A 15568-nucleotide genomic window follows, 5' to 3' on the forward strand; every position below is an offset into this window, starting at 1 on the left:
ACTACATTTGGAGAAATACTTTTTTAGAAAAATGCAAGATACCTCAAAACAATACGATGCTGTTATCGATGAATGTAGAAGTTTATTCATCAAAAAAATGTCTGATTATGGAAGTGCATGGAGAATTTTACGTTTACCATCGTTAACAGATCAAATTTTTATAAAGGCACAAAGAATTCGTCAGTTACAAGAAAACGAGGTTCGTAAAGTAGATGAAGGAGAAAAATCTGAATTTATTGGTATTATTAACTATTCAATTATGGCATTAATTCAGTTAGAAAACGGAGTTGTAGAGAACCCCGATTTGAATACTGAAGAAGCTACTATTTTGTATGATAAGCATAGTAAAATTACCAAAGAATTGATGATGAATAAGAATCACGATTATGGAGAAGCTTGGAGAGATATGCGTGTTTCTAGTTTAACAGATTTGATTTTGCAAAAATTATTACGTGTAAAACAAATAGAAGATAATAAAGGCAAAACATTAGTTTCTGAAGGTATTGATGCTAATTACCAAGATATGATTAATTATGCGGTTTTTGCGATGATTCATTTGGGAGAATAAGTAGCAAAGTTACAAAGTGTCAAAGTATAAAGTTTCTGTCACTTCGAATGATTTTCTGAAGAATGAAGAAAATTGTATCGAGAAGTCTAAAATAAAAAAATGAAAATACTAGTCCAACTTTCAAGAATCATAGTAGGAGCCTTATTTATTTTTTCGGGCTTTGTAAAATTGGTAGACCCTATTGGTTCTCAATATAAGTTTCAAGAATATTTTTCTGAATCCGTTTTAAATATGGAATTTTTAATTCCGTATGCATTACCATTTGCAATTCTATTAATAGTTGCAGAAATCCTTTTAGGGGTAATGATTTTAATTGGATACAAACCAAAAACTACAGTTTGGAGCTTGTTAATTCTTACTCTAATTTTCTTGTTTTTAACTTGGTATTCTGCTTATTATAACAAAGTAACCGATTGTGGTTGTTTTGGTGATGCAATTAAACTCACACCCTGGGAAACGTTCTATAAAAATGTAATTCTAATCTTTTTGATTATCATTTTATTGATAAAAGTTGAATTGATTAAACCCATTTTTAAGGGAAAAATCCCAAAGTTAATCACTTTGGTTTCTCTAGCGTTTTTTATGTTTATTGTGCAACATGTATTAACACATTTACCAATAATTGACTTTAGAGCCTATGCGGTTGGTAAAAACTTGGAAGAAGGAATGCAGTTTCCTGAAGATGGAAGTATTCCGCCAGTCCACGATTTTATGTTAGAAGATGAGCAAGCAGATTTGGCTCCTGAATTACTTAAAAAGGAAAAAGTAATGCTCATCATCATCTATAATTTAGATAAAGTTGATGTCAACGGATTTCCAGCCATTAAAGAAATTGCTTCAAAAGCAAAGCAAAAAGGATATACTGTTTATGGTGTCTCAGCATCTTTTACGGAAGATTTATTAGCGGCCAAAGAAAAATACAAGTTACCTTTTAATTTTTTGTTCTGTGATGAAACAACTTTAAAAACAATGATTCGTGCAAATCCTGGAGTCATAATTTTGAATAAAGGTACTGTTACTCAGAAGAAAAATTGGATAGATGTGAATGAAATAAAATTGTAGTTTTTATTAATTATCAAAATTTTTGATAACTTTATAACATCAATCAAAAACATATCTTATGAAAATTTTTAAAAAACTATTACTGTTTTTAGTAGTTGTAGTTGTGGCTGCTATTATTTACGCATCATTTCAACCTGCTGATTACGACGTTTCTCGTTCTAAAATTATCAAAGCTCCAGTTTCATCCGTTTTTAATACTGTAAACGATTTAAAAACTTGGGAAAAATGGGGTCCTTGGCATGATGAAGATTCAACAATTGTGGTTACATATGGAGACAAAACTGTTGGAGTAGGAGCAAGTGACTCTTGGACAAGTAAAGATGGACCTGGAAATATGAAAACTGTAAAAGTGGTTCCAAATAAACTCATAACACAAAAAATGCAGTTTGATGATTATGAACCTAGTGATATCATTTGGCATTTTGAAGAAGTTGAAGGAGGAACTAAGTTGACTTGGCAAATGAAAGAAACTCAAGCCCCATTTATGTTTAAAGCATTAGCAGCTTTTATGGGAGGTTGGGATAAATTTTTTGGAGGAATGATGGAAACCGGATTAGGAAATTTAGATAAAGTTGTTTTAGAGGAAGAAGCATTGGCAAATTCTTTTAGAGTTAGTGATATTAAATCTCAAAATTTTACTACTCAAAAATTTATTGGATATAAAGTTCAGATGAAAATTAACCATGAAGAAATGACTAAAGCGTTTCAAGAAAAAATGCCTTTAGCTGGAATGTATGCCATGAAAAGTGGTTTAAAATATGGTGAGTTTACGCCTGCAGCAGTGTATACAAAATATGATGAAGAGACTCAAGAAACTGAGTTTTACATCGGTTTGATTCTAAAGAAAGAATTAAAAGCAGGAGAAGGAATGACTGCAATTAATTTACCAGAAGGAAAAGGAGTGATGGTTTCTAAATTTGGAAACTATGGAAATGGAGATGAAGAAGCTCACATAAAAATTGCCAAATATTTAACAACAAATAAATTAGAGCAAAGGTGGCCAATTTGGGAAACGTATGTAAACGATCCAACAATGGTGAAACCTCAAGATATACAGACTGATATTTTTTACGCAGTTAAATAAATTGTAAATCACATTAGTTTAAAACTTATTAAATAAACCTCGTAGTTTTTGCTTCGAGGTTTTCTTATATTCGTAACATGAAACAATTACTGTTGGTTTTTATTGGTGGAGGTTTTGGAAGTGTTTTACGATATGCAATCGGAAAGTGGTTGAATAACACTGAAAATGGAATTCCTTTCGGGACTTTTGCCGCAAATATTTTAGGGAGCTTGCTTATTGGTGTTATTTTAGGATATGCTGCTAAAAACGAAACATTAAGTCAAAATCATACTTTATTATTGGCCACTGGTTTTTGTGGTGGTTTTACAACTTTTTCAACCTTTGCATATGAAAATCATGTGTTTTTAAAATCTGGCGATTTCACCAGTTTTGCTTTCTACACTATTGCCAGTTTTGTAGTTGGTTTTTTAGCTGTTTTTGCAGGAATGTATTTGGTGAAATTAATCTAAGATACTCATTGTCAGTTCTTTTTAATTTTTGAAGAATGAGAAAATTTGTATCGAGAACTAGTATAAAATAATTTAATTATGAACGAATTTGTAACTTATCAATCCGAAGAAAATTATGTAATTGTTGCCATTAAAAACGGAAAAGCAAATGCAATTTCTCATAATGTTATTGATGGAGTAAATGACTGTTTAGATAAAGCTGAACAAGAAAATAAAGTTGTTATTTTAACAGGACAAGTTGGAATTTTTTCTGCAGGTTTCGATTTAAAAGTGATGACAAAATCACCAGAAGCAGCAAAAGAATTGGTTACTAGAGGTTCTCAATTATCACATAAAATGCTGTCTTTTTCGCAACCAATTGTTATAGCTTGTTCAGGTCATGCAATTGCAAAAGGAGCTTTTTTATTGTTGTCCTCAGATTATAGAATTGGTACAGAAGGTGATTTTAAAATTGGCTTAAATGAAGTACAAATAGGAATGACGATGCATAATGCTGGTATAGTCATTGCTAAAGCACGTTTGTCTGAAGTGTATTTGAATAGAAGTGTTAATAACGCTGAAATATATAATCCAAAACAAGCAATAAATGCAGGTTTTTTAGATGTTATTGTTCCTGAAATACATTTATTACCCACAGCAATAAAAGCAGCAGAAATGTTTTCTAAGCTCAACAAAAAAGCACATGCTGAAACTAAATTGAAAGTTCGTAAACAACATTTGCAAGATTTAGAAGAAGCAATTCAATTGGATTTAGAAAGTGATATTTCTATTAATTCTTAATATTTTTTAAATGTTTTTATACCAGCTTTAATATTAACATTTAAATGATTTTTTCTAGGTGTTAGAGGGCAAGAATATCTGTCGTTATAGGCACAATAGGGGTTATAAGTGTTATTGAAATTTAAGACAGCAGTATTGTTCTCAGAAATATCTGTGGTCATCACATCCATATAACGTCCACCACCATAAGATTCATTTCCAGAAGTATCATCAGTAAAAGGTAAGAAAAGATAATCTTTGTACTTTTCATCACGTAAATCATCTTGACTTTGGTATATCGTTAATTCACATTCTGTACCTTTTAAGGTAAAATGTAACAAACCATATTCTTTATATAAAGGTTTTCTATCTGTAGTAGTTGCCATTTCAAAAGTAGGAGCGTTTTCTATTTTTGTAAATTTTGCAGTAACAATAAAAGTTGAATCGATAGGAAAAAAATCTAAGCCTTTAAAGTTCTTTAAATCTTTCTTTTTTAAAGGTGATTTTGACGCGTCCTTATAACTTGCATTTAATTTTTGTTGATAAGGAGTTTCTCCCATTAAAGGTCTTTTATCTTGAGAATTGCAAGAAGTAATAGTTAACAGAAGAAAAGTATATATAATTAGTTTAGTATTATTTAGCATGATTTTTTTTTATTGAATCTAAATACAAAGATAAATCTTTGTTATTTCTAATTAGAGAAATAAATTTATTTGTTCTTTTTCTTCTTCCTTCTTTATTTAAGTGGAATACACTATCAAAAAAATTATTGTCAGGAAAAGTAAAATCTTTAGGTGTATTTAAAATTTCAATATTAAGATTGTTTCTGATGTCTTTTTCAAGTTTTGAAATGGCTAATAGATTTTTTTTGTATTCAGATTCTGCATATGCAGGGTATGTAAAATATACTTTTACATCTTTGCTCCTTGCATAAGAACTAAATTTATTTATTAATTCTATTCCTTCCCAATATTTATACTCAAACACCATCTGACTTTTTAAGTTTTTTAATTTAGGTTTATTCAAATGTGATATTAAATCACCATAATTATTAAAACCATCTCTTCGGTATATTTTTAAAATAGAATCACTATTTTTATTGGTATTATTTTCTTCTTTATTAATTAAACGTTTAAAACTTTTCTCTGTTTTTTTTAGGTAATTTTTAAAATCTATAAAGTAATTATGAGAATAGAACTTATTTGCAGGTGGGTAAAAATTTGATGTTTTTTCTTTTAAATCATATTCACCTTCTCTTTCTAGAAAATATTCTATAGAAAGTATAACAATATCTCCTTGTTTTAAAATAGATTTAGTTTCTTCTAATATGAATGCCAATCCTAAACCTCCATGTAATCCTAAATTAATAATTGGAATTTTAAAATTATTGGATAACATTTCACTATCAATTCCAAAAGCTGTATTAGAGCCACCACTAAAAATTACTTTTGGTGTTTTAATATTTTTAGCTATGTTATGTTTGTCTATTATTGCAGACAAATAATTTGAAGGGTTCTTTACTTCTGGACTAGTTGTAATAATTAGAAAAGTAAGTAAATATAATATTATATAGAATAAGGACAGCTTTAGTAAAAACTTTTTCATAATATTAAAATTGAAAATATATATATTGCTGTGGACTCCCTTTAAAGTATAATATTAAGACTATAATAATTAAATAAATAGACCATCTTAAAAACAATAGTTTAACTTTTTTAATCATTTCAAAGGCATATAAGTGTTTCCTTCCATACCATTCAAAAATCATAAAGATAGAAATAATTAGGATTAATTTCAGAGGTCTAATTTCTGGAATACTAATTAAGGAATTTGAAAATATATTTTTAAAATATATTATTGCATCTTTTAAACTTTGAGATCTAAAAAGGATTAATAATAAAGTAAACAAGCTAAAAGTTATAATTCTTTTTATCGTATTTGTTATAGTGTTTATTGTATTATTATTTATTTGTGGAGAGTACTTTTCTAGATAAATAAAAAATAGTATAAATAAACCATTAAGTGCACCCCATACTATATATGTCCAGTTCGCTCCATGCCAAAACCCGGTAATTATAAAAACAACTAAAATATTTCTAAATTTTAAGATACTAGTAACTCTATTTCCTCCTAAAGGAATATAAACATAATCTCTAAACCAGGTAGTTAAAGATATATGCCATCTACGCCATAATTCTTGTAAACTACTTGCAAAAAAAGGAAAAGCAAAGTTTTGCTTTAAATTAAAACCAAATAATCTGGATGTTCCAATTGCTATATCTGAATATCCAGAAAAATCAGCATAAAGTTGAAATGAAAAAAATATTGAAACTAAGATTAAAGTACTACCTGAATAATCACCGATATTACTATATATTTCATTTACATGTACGGCACAATTATCAGCAATAACAATTTTCTTAAACAATCCAAAAAGTATTTGCCTCAGTCCGTCAATAGCTTTATTATAATTAAAAACTCTTTTATTTAAAAACTGAGGTAAGAGATCTTTTGCTCTTTCAATAGGACCAGCGACTAATTGGGGAAAAAAACAGACGAAAGCTGAAAATGCAATTAAGTTTTTTGTTGGAGTAATTTTTCTTTGATAAATATCTATTGTATAACTTAAAGTTTGAAAAGTGTAAAAACTAATACCAACAGGTAAAATTATGTTAAGTGAATTTGCGCTTAGTTTAACATTAAAAAAAGAGAAAGCTTCAATAAAATTATCTAAAAAAAAATTATAATATTTAAAAAAACCTAAGAAGCCTAAGTTAATAAATAAACTGATGTAAAGAAGAAGTTTTCTTTTTCGCTTAGCAGTTTCTTTAAAGATATATAATCCTATAGTGTAATCTAATAAAGTGCTTAATATGATTAAAAATAAAAATCTCCAATCCCACCAACCATAAAATATATAACTAGAAATAACTACAAGTAGATTCTGAATATTAGTGTTTTTTTTGGTAAAAAACCAATAAACAAAAAAGACAATAGTAACAAATATCGCAAAATCAACAGAGTTAAAAATCATCGTTATAACTTTGGTTTCTTGATTAATTTCATTTGCTAATAAACTTATTTTTAATTTGGATTAAACCCAGGAGTTTTTGGAGAAGTTTGGTAATTCTGAATTAATTTTTGAGATAAGTTTTCAAACTGATTGGTTTTAGTCAAATGCCTTAATCGGTTTGGGTCGAAATTACCTTTTAAATAGATAACACTGCTTTTTGCTAATGTTGTATTAAAAATAATGGCTTGAGAAACTAAATCACCATTTTCTTTTACAGAAATTATTTTTGTTTTTTCTTGAGTATTTGTTCTTAAAATATCAGTAAAATTATTATTGATAACTAAATTTATTTGTTCAATAAGTTTTTGTTGTTTTTCTTTTGTGATTTCTGAGAAAGTAATGAATTTAAAATCTTTAACATTGCCAAATAAATTATTAAGTTCAGGAGAAATGTTGGTTAATAAAGCTCTCATAAAATTGGGTACTTGAAAAGCAGTGACCCCCATATCTCTTTTATGATCATTAAAAAAGCTTTGAAATGATTTTCCTGTTGCACACGAAAAAAGAAATACTGATAAAAATATGAAAAGATATTTCTTCATTTTTATAAAAATTTTACCAAAAGTACAACATTCAAAAATTTTATGTAGCTTTGATGCTTATTTAATCATAAAATGAAAACTGTCAAAACATATAGCACCCAATTATCGTGTATTTCGCGAATATGTCGGTCTATTTATGTGTTTTGAAAATATCAATATAAAATCAAACAATTGTAAAAGTCCGACTATCTAGTCGGACTTTTTTTATTATATAAACATCAACTCAACCAATAATGAATTCACTTTTTAAAAATTACGTAGATACTTTTAGAGGGCTCTCTATCGAAGTTTGGTGGTTGTCATTAATCACTTTTATCAATAGGTCAGGTACAATGGTAATTCCTTTTTTATCACTGTATCTAAATAAAAATCTTAATTTTTCGATACCAGATGTTGGTTGGATTATGTCTTTCTTTGGTTTAGGTTCTGTTGTTGGAACTTGGATTGGTGGTAAATTAACGGATAGAATAGGGTACTATAAAGTGATGTTTGTAAGTTTATTTTTAACAGGATTTCTATTTGTTCTTTTGCAATATATAACTACTTTTCAAGGTTTTTGTATCGGAATATTTTTGGTAATGTTAGTTGCCGATGCTTTTAGGCCTGCTATGTTTGTAGCACTAAGTGCATACAGTAAACCCGAAAATAAGACCCGTTCGGTTACTTTAATTCGTTTGGCAATTAACTTAGGTTTTTCGGCAGGACCTGCAATAGGTGGATTAATAATTACAGGGATTGGTTACCAAGGATTGTTTTGGATGGATGGAATTACTTGTGCCTTAGCAGCAATATTATTGTTATTTGTTTTACATCCAAAAAAAGTAAATGTTTTGGATGAAGTAAAAGTGGAAAGTCCAGTTTCTGCTTATAAGGATAAGGCTTTTTGGATATTTTTTATAGGAATGTTTATATTCGGATTTGTATTTTTACAATACTTTTCTACCATACCGTTGTACTACAAAGACATTAGGTTTTTATCAGAATTTGAAATTGGATTATTGATGGGGTTTAACGGTTTTTTTATTTTTCTATTTGAAATGCCTTTGATTAAATGGTTGGAAGATTCAAAAAAATCGAAAGTAAAATTAATTACTTTAGGATTATTTCTAACTGCACTGAGTTTTCTAGTTTTAAACCTAACTGGTTGGATTGGTATTTTAATTATAGGGATGTTATTGATGACTATTGGAGAAATGATAGCTTTTCCATTTTCTAATGCTTTTGCAGTAGAACGAGCTAAAAAAGGAAACCAAGGAGAATATATGGCATTGTATAGTATTTCATTTTCTTTATCGCATATTTTTAGTCATAATTTGGGTATGCAAATGGTAAGTAAATTCGGTTTTGAAATGACTTGGTACGCAATTACCATTTTAGCTCTTTTTGGTGTTCTAATATTAGTGTTTTTGCTAAAAGTTTTAAAAAGTGAAAAATTAAAAATAAAATAGGGTGAATTTAAATCAAATTACCATACCATCTTTAGATGTAGAAAAGGCAACTGAGTTTTACAAAAAATTAGGGTTAATACTTATTGTTGATGCATTGCCAAGGTATGTCCGTTTCGAATTACCTGAGGGTGATGCCACATTCTCAATACAACAAGTTGATGAATTGCCAAAAGGAAATCGTATTGCAGTTTATTTTGAAAATGAAGAATTAGATAAAGTAGTTGAAGAATTACAGCAAAAAGGATTTCAATTTGATTTATTGCCTACAAATCAACCTTGGCTATGGAGAGAAGCAAGATTAAAAGATTTAGATGGGAATCCCATTATTTTATACAAAGCAGGAGGAAATAGAAAAAATCCGCCTTGGCGAATCAATTAGGTGTAAAAATGCTTTTTAATAATTCTGGATTTAACCATTTTAATGTAAAAAATAAAATTGTACCTATGATCAATATTACTAGAGTAAACAATGTAATAACTAATCCTAAAACCAATAAAAACTTTAAAAATTTAACAACAGATTTTATGAAAGAATGATTGTAAAGTCTACCAAAAGCAAATAGATAATAAATAAAATAAAGAAACATACTAGACATATAAACTAAAGGACTTGTATACATGCTAATAAAAAAAGTGATTAGAGAAATGTACATGGTAAAACCTTGTAGGTAAGCATTCATTACGATGTGTTCTCCATAATTATGAGGTTTTCTGTATGTCCATTTACTGGTTAACGCATAAAGCGGAAGGATTAAAAAAGTAATTAAGTTAAAATATTGCAAAAAGAACTTAAAGTAAGCTTCTTGTACTTTTAAACCTATCTTAGCAGAATGTTGCTTTTGTTGTAATCGAATAAACTCTTCTTTAGAGATGTTTTTAACTGTTGATAAATCTTTGTTGGCTAGGGCTTTCATTGCTCTACTTTGCTCAGTCTCAAAACCAGATTGCATTTTTATAAATTCATCTGAGAAAAAATTAAAAGTTAATAAAGACAATGCTGCACCAACAGCTAAAAAGGCAAAAGGGTTTACGTATCGTTTTCGAACTCCCGTCAAATATTCGTTTAAGACATCTTCTGGTGCTAAAAGCATTTTTTTTAAGGTTAAAAAAAACTTACTATCTACCCCAAAAACATCAGAAAATAACTGACCGATTAATAGTTTAAATGTAATTCTACTTGTTATTACTTTTGCACCACAGTTATCACAGAATAGTGCGTTTTTTTCTAACGGATCTTGACAGTTTTTACAATTCATACAGTTAGTTTTTGAGTTCTCTTTTTCTCATTGGCATACCATCAATTAACGCAAATAATTTTTCTAAAGATACTATTTTTGTTTGTCTCAGTTTTATCCCGCCATCTAAACCAACCAAAACAACTTCAAAGTTTTTAATTTTTGAATAATGTTTTTTAGGAAGTTTCTTGATAGGAAACCAATTTTGATTGAAATTGGTCGTGAAACTGTTTTTAACAAATTGATAAACTATTAATTTCCTTTCTTCTATACCTTTTTTATCTTTTGATAAAATATTGATTTGTTTTGTTAAATCATTCGAAGTTTTATCTTTAGAGAATACCAATAAAAGTCTATTTTTCCATTGATGTTGCTCTAAATCTTGACTTTTAATTGCTAGGTTAACTGTTAAAACCAGCATTAAAAATAAAACTCTTTTCATTTTAATCTGTGAATTTGTAGCCAGTTTCTATTTCAACACAGAAAACTCAATGCTAGAATCTGTAAAAACAGTATGAGTTTGAGTTTTAAAGTCTTTTTTATCTGCTTTATAGATATTATCTACATAGGTCTGTGGATTTAAATCGATTAAAGGAAACCAAGTACTTTGTACTTGAATTTGCAATTTGTGTCCTTTTTTAAAAGTATGAAATACGTCTTGTAGTTTTATATTTACAGCGGTTTTTTTGTTAGGTGTAAATGGCTCTGGAAATTCAAAACTATTTCTAAAACGACCTCGCATTACTTCACTTCTTACCATTAAATGATAATTACTCATTTTTAGATGATCTTGTAGTTTGTCATTATTTTCTTTTGCATCACTTGGGTGAACATCGATAACTTTAATAATCCAATCTGCGGCAGAACCGGTTGTAGCTACTTTTAATTTTGCCATAATTTCTCCTGCTAAGGTAAAATCTTCGGTTAAAATATCAGTTTCAAAAACCAAAACATCGGGTCTTCTTGCTGCAAAACGCTGGTCATCTGTCATGTATTTACGTGGTGTAAAAACTGTTTTTATATCTTCAGAATAAGGAACTGGACGTTTAATATCACTTATAAATTTTATAGCTTTTGGTTTTGTTTTTGATTTTACATTTGGGTCAGAATAATTTAATTTTTGACTTTCAGATAAAACCCAATCTTGTTTTATTATATTTTTGGGAGGCCAAGAATCATAAGATTTCCATTCTTTTCTACCAGAGTCATACACATAAGCTTCTGGTAAACCAGAATTTTTATCACCTTTCCCTTTCAAGAAATGATGAAAGAATTTTGTTTCGATTTCTGATTGATATTTTAATGAAATCGAATCACCAAAATAATAATTTCCTACAGCATTTCTAACACCAGAACTTGCCCAACGTCCATGATCCCAAGGACCAAAAACCAATGTATTATAATTATTTTTTCCATGTTTTTCGATGCCTTTGTAGGTTTCTAAAGGACCATATAAATCTTCAGCATCAAACCATCCTCCAACTATCATAGTGGCAACAGAAGAAGGGACTTTGTCCATATGTTGAATAATACCTTTGCTTTTCCAAACCTCATCATAATTAGGGTGTTCAACAATCTCTTTCCAGAAAAAATCATCAATTTTATCTTTTTTTGATGTTTCTGCAACATCTAATTTATCGTACTGAAAATATTCATTCAGGTTTGATAAAGGTCCTTTGTCTAAGAAGAATTGATATTGATCTTTTGTGTTCATTTTCGGAAACGAATACCAAGCAGAATCTGTTGGTGTGTCTTTGTATGTTCCGAATAAAGAAATTGCTCTAAAATAACTCAATAAAAAAGCACCGTTGTGATGAAAATCATCAAAGAAAAAATCGCCAATACACGCTTGAGGAGAAGCTGCTTTTAACGCAGGATGCGCATCTATTGTAGAAACGGTTGCGTAATGTCCAGGATATGAAATTCCCCAAGTTCCTACTTTACCGTTATTATTTTCAATATTTTTTACCAACCAATCGATGGTATCATAAGTATCAGAAACCTCATCAGATTCATTTTCTTTTTTATTCGGTATGTAAGCACGCATGTTGTCATAAACTCCTTCACTCATCCAACGTCCACGAACATCTTGATAAACAACAATATATTTGTCTTTCATTAAATGTTTGTTTGGGCCTATTCTAGTTTTCATTTTTCCTTCTCCATAAGGTCTTGAACTATATGGAGTTCTTTGCATTAAGATAGGATATTCCTTGCTTGTGTCTTTAGGGGAGTATATGGTAGTATGTAGCTTGATACCATCTCTCATTATAATATCAACTTCTTTTTTAGTATAATTATCTACTACATAAGTGTCTTTTTTGGGATCTGATATTTCTGCTTCTTTAAAGTTGTTTTTACAAGAGAAAATAAGTGAAATGCCAAAAAATAATAGTAAAAAATATTTTTTCATGAAGGTTAGTTTAGTGTTTGCTAAAATTACAAAACAAAAAAGAGTTAATAAAGAATGAATTGTTAAAATGATTTTAGATACATTTATACTCAAAATAATAGGTTTTATGCGAAATTTTTTTTTTATGCTATGTTTCTTATCAGTGATAAGTTGTGCACCTAAAGTTGATAATAAAGAAGTAATTAATAGGGTTCTTACAAAAGCTGAAAAAGTATTTCTGAAATTAGAAAAGAACAGATATAATGTTGCTTTTTTAATTATGGATGGAACTTTTAATACAGAACTTACAGCACCATACGATATTTTTCAGCATACTATTTTTAGAAAAAACATTAAAGCAATGAATGTATTTACGGTCGCAAATACTGATAATTCAATTGTTACTTTTGAAGGAATACGAATTCTACCAGACTTTAACTACCTGAAAGATTCTTTACCCAAAATTGATATTTTAGTAGTGCCATCAGCAGAACATCATTTAGATTCAGATTTAGAAGACAAGTCTATGATTGACTTTGTGAAGAAAGTAAGTAAAGAAGCCGATTATGTAACTTCTCATTGCGATGGTGCTTTTGTATTGGCAAAAGCTGGTTTGTTAGAAGGTAGAGTTTCAACAACATTTCCTTCTGATATTGATAAAATGAGAACCATGTTTCCAGAACTGGATATTAGAAAAGATGTGTTATTTGTACATGATGGAAAATATATTACTTCTGCTGGTGGCGCAAAATCTTTTGAAGCTGCTTTATATTTGTGTGAGTTTTTATATGGAAAAAAAATTGCGGAATCTTTAGCTGGTGGTTTGGTCATTGAATGGAACCTTGAAGCCATTCCGCATTTAGTTGTTAAATAAGTATTTTTTTAAACCTAAAATCTCGTATTTTTGCAAACTATGCAAGAAACGAATAAACATCAATTAACAGACTGGTTGCCAACAACAAACAAGGAAGTGAAAATCCGTGGTTGGGAGCAATTGGATGTTATTTTATTTAGTGGAGATGCATATGTAGATCATCCTTCATTTGGACCAGCAGTAATTGGAAGAATCTTAGAAAGTTATGGTTTAAAAGTGGCTATTGTACCACAACCAAGTGTAAATGATAACTTACAAGATTTTGAAAAATTAGGAAAACCAAGATTGTTTTTTGCGGCTACCGGTGGTTGTATGGATCCAATGGTTTCGAATTACACTGCCAGTAAGCGAAGAAGAGATAAAGATGCCTACACACCCAATGGAGATAAAGGTTTTAGACCTGATTACGCTACTTCAGTGTATTCTAAAATTTTAAAGGAAAAGTTTCCTGATGTTCCTGTTTTAATTGGAGGAATCGAAGCATCTCTAAGACGTGTAACCCATTACGATTATTGGTCTGATAAATTATTGCCCACTATTTTAGAAACTTCTAAAGCAGATATGTTGGTTTATGGAATGGGAGAACAGCCTTTGCGTGAAATTGTAGAATTGCTCCAAAAAGGAGTGCCTTTTTCTAGTTTAAAGAACATTAAACAAACTGCTGTTTTAATCGATGAAAAGGAAGAGAAAATTCCTGTTGTAAAAGATTGGGAAGATGTAGAAATCAATTCTCATGAAGATTGTTTAGCAGATAAAAAGACTTTTGCATCGAATTTTAAAACGATAGAACAAGAGTCTAATAAACTAAAAGCAAGACGCATTTTTCAAAAAGTAGGAGAGCGATTATTGATGATTAATCCACCTTTTCCTACAATGACAGAAGCCGAAATTGATGCTTCTTTTGATTTACCTTATACGAGATTACCACATCCAAAATATAACAAGCGAGGTCCAATACCTGCGTTTGAAATGATTAAGTTTTCTATTAATATTCATAGAGGTTGTTTTGGGGGATGTAGTTTTTGTACTATTTCTGCACATCAAGGAAAATTTATTGCAAGCAGAAGTCAAGAATCTGTTTTAAAAGAAGTAGATAAGGTCGCAAATATGTCTGATTTTAAAGGTTATTTATCGGATATTGGAGGTCCTTCTGCTAATATGTATCAGATGAAAGGAAAAGTGCAAGAAATCTGTGATAAGTGTGTTGCTCCAAGTTGCATATCGCCAGTAATTTGTTCTAATTTAGATACATCACATAAGCCTTTAACAGAATTATATCAAGCAGTTGATAAACATCCAAAGATTAAAAAATCGTTTATAGGAAGTGGGATTCGCCATGATATGTTGGTGCCAGAATTTAATAAAAATGCAGACCCAAAAGAGTTAGATGCCTACACAGAAGAGGTAATGACCAAACATGTGTCTGGACGATTAAAAGTAGCACCAGAACATACTTCTGACCCTGTTTTAAAGTTGATGCGTAAACCCTCTTTTAAATATTTTCACTTATTTAAAAAGCGTTTTGATAAGATAAATATTAAGAAGAGATTGAACTTGCAGTTGATTCCTTATTTTATATCAAGTCATCCTGCTAGTGAAGTAGAAGATATGGCAAATTTGGCTGCTGAAACCAAAGATATGGGTTTTCAGTTAGAACAAGTACAAGGTTTTACACCAACACCTATGACAGTAGCTACGGTTATTTATTATTCAGGTTATCATCCATATACTTTAAAACCAACGCGAACTCCCAAAACAAAGAAAGAGAAAGAAGATCAACATCGTTTTTTCTTTTGGTACAAAAAAGAAAATAAAGATTGGATAAAAAATACACTGAACAAAGTTGGAAGACAAGATTTATTAAAACGTTTGTTGCCTGAAAATAATTCTTGGCAAAAGAACAAGAAAGCAAAAGCAGCAAAACACACTTTTGATGATGCAATTCCTTTTAATAGGAGAAAAAAGAAAGTTAGCAGAACTTCTTCTAAAAAGAGAAGGAGGTAGACGTTTTTTTTGTTTAGCTAACGGTCACGTATATGAAACGTTTGGCATTTCGGAGAACCGACCTATCAAACCGTTAAA

Annotated in this window: 16 protein-coding genes; 9 read left to right on the forward strand and 7 right to left on the reverse strand. The window is 29.6% G+C overall.

Features of this window, described 5'->3' with window-relative positions; all coding sequences use genetic code 11:
- Positions 1-31 precede the first annotated feature (31 nt).
- The 5 genes from DIS07_RS14395 (at position 32) to DIS07_RS14415 (ending at position 3943) form a co-directional block, all read left to right on the forward strand.
- A complete protein-coding gene (locus tag DIS07_RS14395; RefSeq protein WP_109405969.1) occupies positions 32-568 on the forward strand; it encodes a DUF1599 domain-containing protein in 537 nt (178 codons plus the stop codon).
- A gap of 99 nt (positions 569-667) precedes the next feature.
- Positions 668-1630 carry a BT_3928 family protein gene (locus DIS07_RS14400; RefSeq protein ID WP_109405970.1) on the forward strand — a complete coding sequence of 321 codons (963 nt, stop codon included), beginning with the start codon at positions 668-670 and terminating at the stop codon, positions 1628-1630.
- A 58-nt stretch (positions 1631-1688) separates the two neighbouring features.
- Positions 1689-2714, forward strand: coding sequence for an SRPBCC family protein (locus DIS07_RS14405; protein WP_109405971.1), 1026 nt, complete (start codon positions 1689-1691; stop codon positions 2712-2714).
- 77 nt (positions 2715-2791) lie between these two features.
- Entirely contained in the window at positions 2792-3163 is a 372-nt protein-coding gene (crcB, locus tag DIS07_RS14410) for a fluoride efflux transporter CrcB (protein ID WP_109405972.1), read from the forward strand.
- Positions 3164-3241: 78 nt separating this feature from the next.
- Positions 3242-3943 carry a crotonase/enoyl-CoA hydratase family protein gene (locus DIS07_RS14415; RefSeq protein WP_109405973.1) on the forward strand — a complete coding sequence of 234 codons (702 nt, stop codon included), beginning with the start codon at positions 3242-3244 and terminating at the stop codon, positions 3941-3943.
- Here DIS07_RS14415 and DIS07_RS14420 read toward each other — a convergent pair.
- The 4 genes from DIS07_RS14420 to DIS07_RS14435 are packed head-to-tail and all read right to left on the reverse strand — an operon-like array spanning position 3940 to position 7537.
- The gene (locus DIS07_RS14420; protein ID WP_109405974.1) at positions 3940-4566 is read right to left on the reverse strand and encodes a DUF1684 domain-containing protein; all 627 of its coding nucleotides are present in this window, start codon (positions 4564-4566) and stop codon (positions 3940-3942) included. The genes DIS07_RS14415 and DIS07_RS14420 overlap by 4 nt on opposite strands.
- Positions 4556-5527: a hypothetical protein gene (locus DIS07_RS14425; RefSeq protein ID WP_109405975.1), complete on the reverse strand. Its 972-nt coding sequence runs from the start codon at positions 5525-5527 to the stop codon at positions 4556-4558. The genes DIS07_RS14420 and DIS07_RS14425 overlap by 11 nt, the downstream gene beginning before the upstream one ends.
- Positions 5528-5531: 4 nt before the next feature.
- Positions 5532-6956 carry an MBOAT family O-acyltransferase gene (locus DIS07_RS14430; protein ID WP_109405976.1) on the reverse strand — a complete coding sequence of 475 codons (1425 nt, stop codon included), beginning with the start codon at positions 6954-6956 and terminating at the stop codon, positions 5532-5534.
- A gap of 50 nt (positions 6957-7006) precedes the next feature.
- A complete protein-coding gene (locus tag DIS07_RS14435; protein ID WP_109405977.1) occupies positions 7007-7537 on the reverse strand; it encodes a DUF4252 domain-containing protein in 531 nt (176 codons plus the stop codon).
- 233 nt (positions 7538-7770) lie between these two features.
- Here DIS07_RS14435 and DIS07_RS14440 point away from each other — a divergent pair, with 233 nt between their 5' ends.
- Positions 7771-8985 (forward strand): MFS transporter, encoded by a 1215-nt coding sequence (locus tag DIS07_RS14440; protein WP_109405978.1) that lies wholly within the window; start codon positions 7771-7773, stop codon positions 8983-8985.
- Between the two features lies 1 nt (position 8986).
- The gene (locus tag DIS07_RS14445) at positions 8987-9364 is read left to right on the forward strand and encodes a VOC family protein (RefSeq protein WP_109405979.1); all 378 of its coding nucleotides are present in this window, start codon (positions 8987-8989) and stop codon (positions 9362-9364) included.
- Here the strand turns inward: DIS07_RS14445 and DIS07_RS14450 are convergent.
- Genes DIS07_RS14450 through DIS07_RS14460 form a run of 3 tightly spaced genes read right to left on the reverse strand, consistent with a single transcriptional unit; the run spans position 9357 to position 12633 of the window.
- The gene (locus DIS07_RS14450; RefSeq protein WP_109405980.1) at positions 9357-10241 is read right to left on the reverse strand and encodes a DUF3667 domain-containing protein; all 885 of its coding nucleotides are present in this window, start codon (positions 10239-10241) and stop codon (positions 9357-9359) included. The genes DIS07_RS14445 and DIS07_RS14450 overlap by 8 nt on opposite strands.
- A gap of 4 nt (positions 10242-10245) precedes the next feature.
- Positions 10246-10662 carry a DUF4174 domain-containing protein gene (locus tag DIS07_RS14455; RefSeq protein ID WP_109405981.1) on the reverse strand — a complete coding sequence of 139 codons (417 nt, stop codon included), beginning with the start codon at positions 10660-10662 and terminating at the stop codon, positions 10246-10248.
- A gap of 27 nt (positions 10663-10689) precedes the next feature.
- Positions 10690-12633 carry a CocE/NonD family hydrolase gene (locus tag DIS07_RS14460; protein ID WP_109406032.1) on the reverse strand — a complete coding sequence of 648 codons (1944 nt, stop codon included), beginning with the start codon at positions 12631-12633 and terminating at the stop codon, positions 10690-10692.
- A 124-nt stretch (positions 12634-12757) separates the two neighbouring features.
- On the opposite strand from DIS07_RS14460, the gene DIS07_RS14465 reads away from it, so the two are divergent.
- Both DIS07_RS14465 and DIS07_RS14470 read left to right on the forward strand, forming a co-directional pair.
- Positions 12758-13486, forward strand: coding sequence for a DJ-1/PfpI family protein (locus DIS07_RS14465; RefSeq protein WP_219930529.1), 729 nt, complete (start codon positions 12758-12760; stop codon positions 13484-13486).
- A gap of 39 nt (positions 13487-13525) precedes the next feature.
- Positions 13526-15490 (forward strand): YgiQ family radical SAM protein, encoded by a 1965-nt coding sequence (locus DIS07_RS14470; RefSeq protein WP_109405982.1) that lies wholly within the window; start codon positions 13526-13528, stop codon positions 15488-15490.
- The last annotated feature ends 78 nt before the right edge of the window (positions 15491-15568 follow it).

The organism is Polaribacter aquimarinus (assembly GCF_003129485.1).
GTDB lineage: Bacteria > Bacteroidota > Bacteroidia > Flavobacteriales > Flavobacteriaceae > Polaribacter > Polaribacter aquimarinus.

Bases quoted from the DNA above. Each gene is read 5' to 3' on its own strand.
- DIS07_RS14415 (WP_109405973.1), top strand. From the start codon at position 3,242: ATGAACGAATTTGTAACTTATCAATCCGAAGAAAATTATGTAATTGTT.
- DIS07_RS14425 (WP_109405975.1), bottom strand. From the start codon at position 5,527: ATGAAAAAGTTTTTACTAAAGCTGTCCTTATTCTATATAATATTATAT.
- DIS07_RS14455 (WP_109405981.1), bottom strand. From the start codon at position 10,662: ATGAAAAGAGTTTTATTTTTAATGCTGGTTTTAACAGTTAACCTAGCA.
- DIS07_RS14470 (WP_109405982.1), top strand. From the start codon at position 13,526: ATGCAAGAAACGAATAAACATCAATTAACAGACTGGTTGCCAACAACA.
- DIS07_RS14405 (WP_109405971.1), top strand. From the start codon at position 1,689: ATGAAAATTTTTAAAAAACTATTACTGTTTTTAGTAGTTGTAGTTGTG.
- DIS07_RS14420 (WP_109405974.1), bottom strand. From the start codon at position 4,566: ATGCTAAATAATACTAAACTAATTATATATACTTTTCTTCTGTTAACT.
- crcB (WP_109405972.1), top strand. From the start codon at position 2,792: ATGAAACAATTACTGTTGGTTTTTATTGGTGGAGGTTTTGGAAGTGTT.
- DIS07_RS14430 (WP_109405976.1), bottom strand. From the start codon at position 6,956: ATGATTTTTAACTCTGTTGATTTTGCGATATTTGTTACTATTGTCTTT.
- DIS07_RS14465 (WP_219930529.1), top strand. From the start codon at position 12,758: ATGCTATGTTTCTTATCAGTGATAAGTTGTGCACCTAAAGTTGATAAT.
- DIS07_RS14460 (WP_109406032.1), bottom strand. From the start codon at position 12,633: ATGAAAAAATATTTTTTACTATTATTTTTTGGCATTTCACTTATTTTC.
- DIS07_RS14400 (WP_109405970.1), top strand. From the start codon at position 668: ATGAAAATACTAGTCCAACTTTCAAGAATCATAGTAGGAGCCTTATTT.
- DIS07_RS14435 (WP_109405977.1), bottom strand. From the start codon at position 7,537: ATGAAGAAATATCTTTTCATATTTTTATCAGTATTTCTTTTTTCGTGT.
- DIS07_RS14450 (WP_109405980.1), bottom strand. From the start codon at position 10,241: ATGAATTGTAAAAACTGTCAAGATCCGTTAGAAAAAAACGCACTATTC.
- DIS07_RS14395 (WP_109405969.1), top strand. From the start codon at position 32: ATGCAAGATACCTCAAAACAATACGATGCTGTTATCGATGAATGTAGA.
- DIS07_RS14440 (WP_109405978.1), top strand. From the start codon at position 7,771: ATGAATTCACTTTTTAAAAATTACGTAGATACTTTTAGAGGGCTCTCT.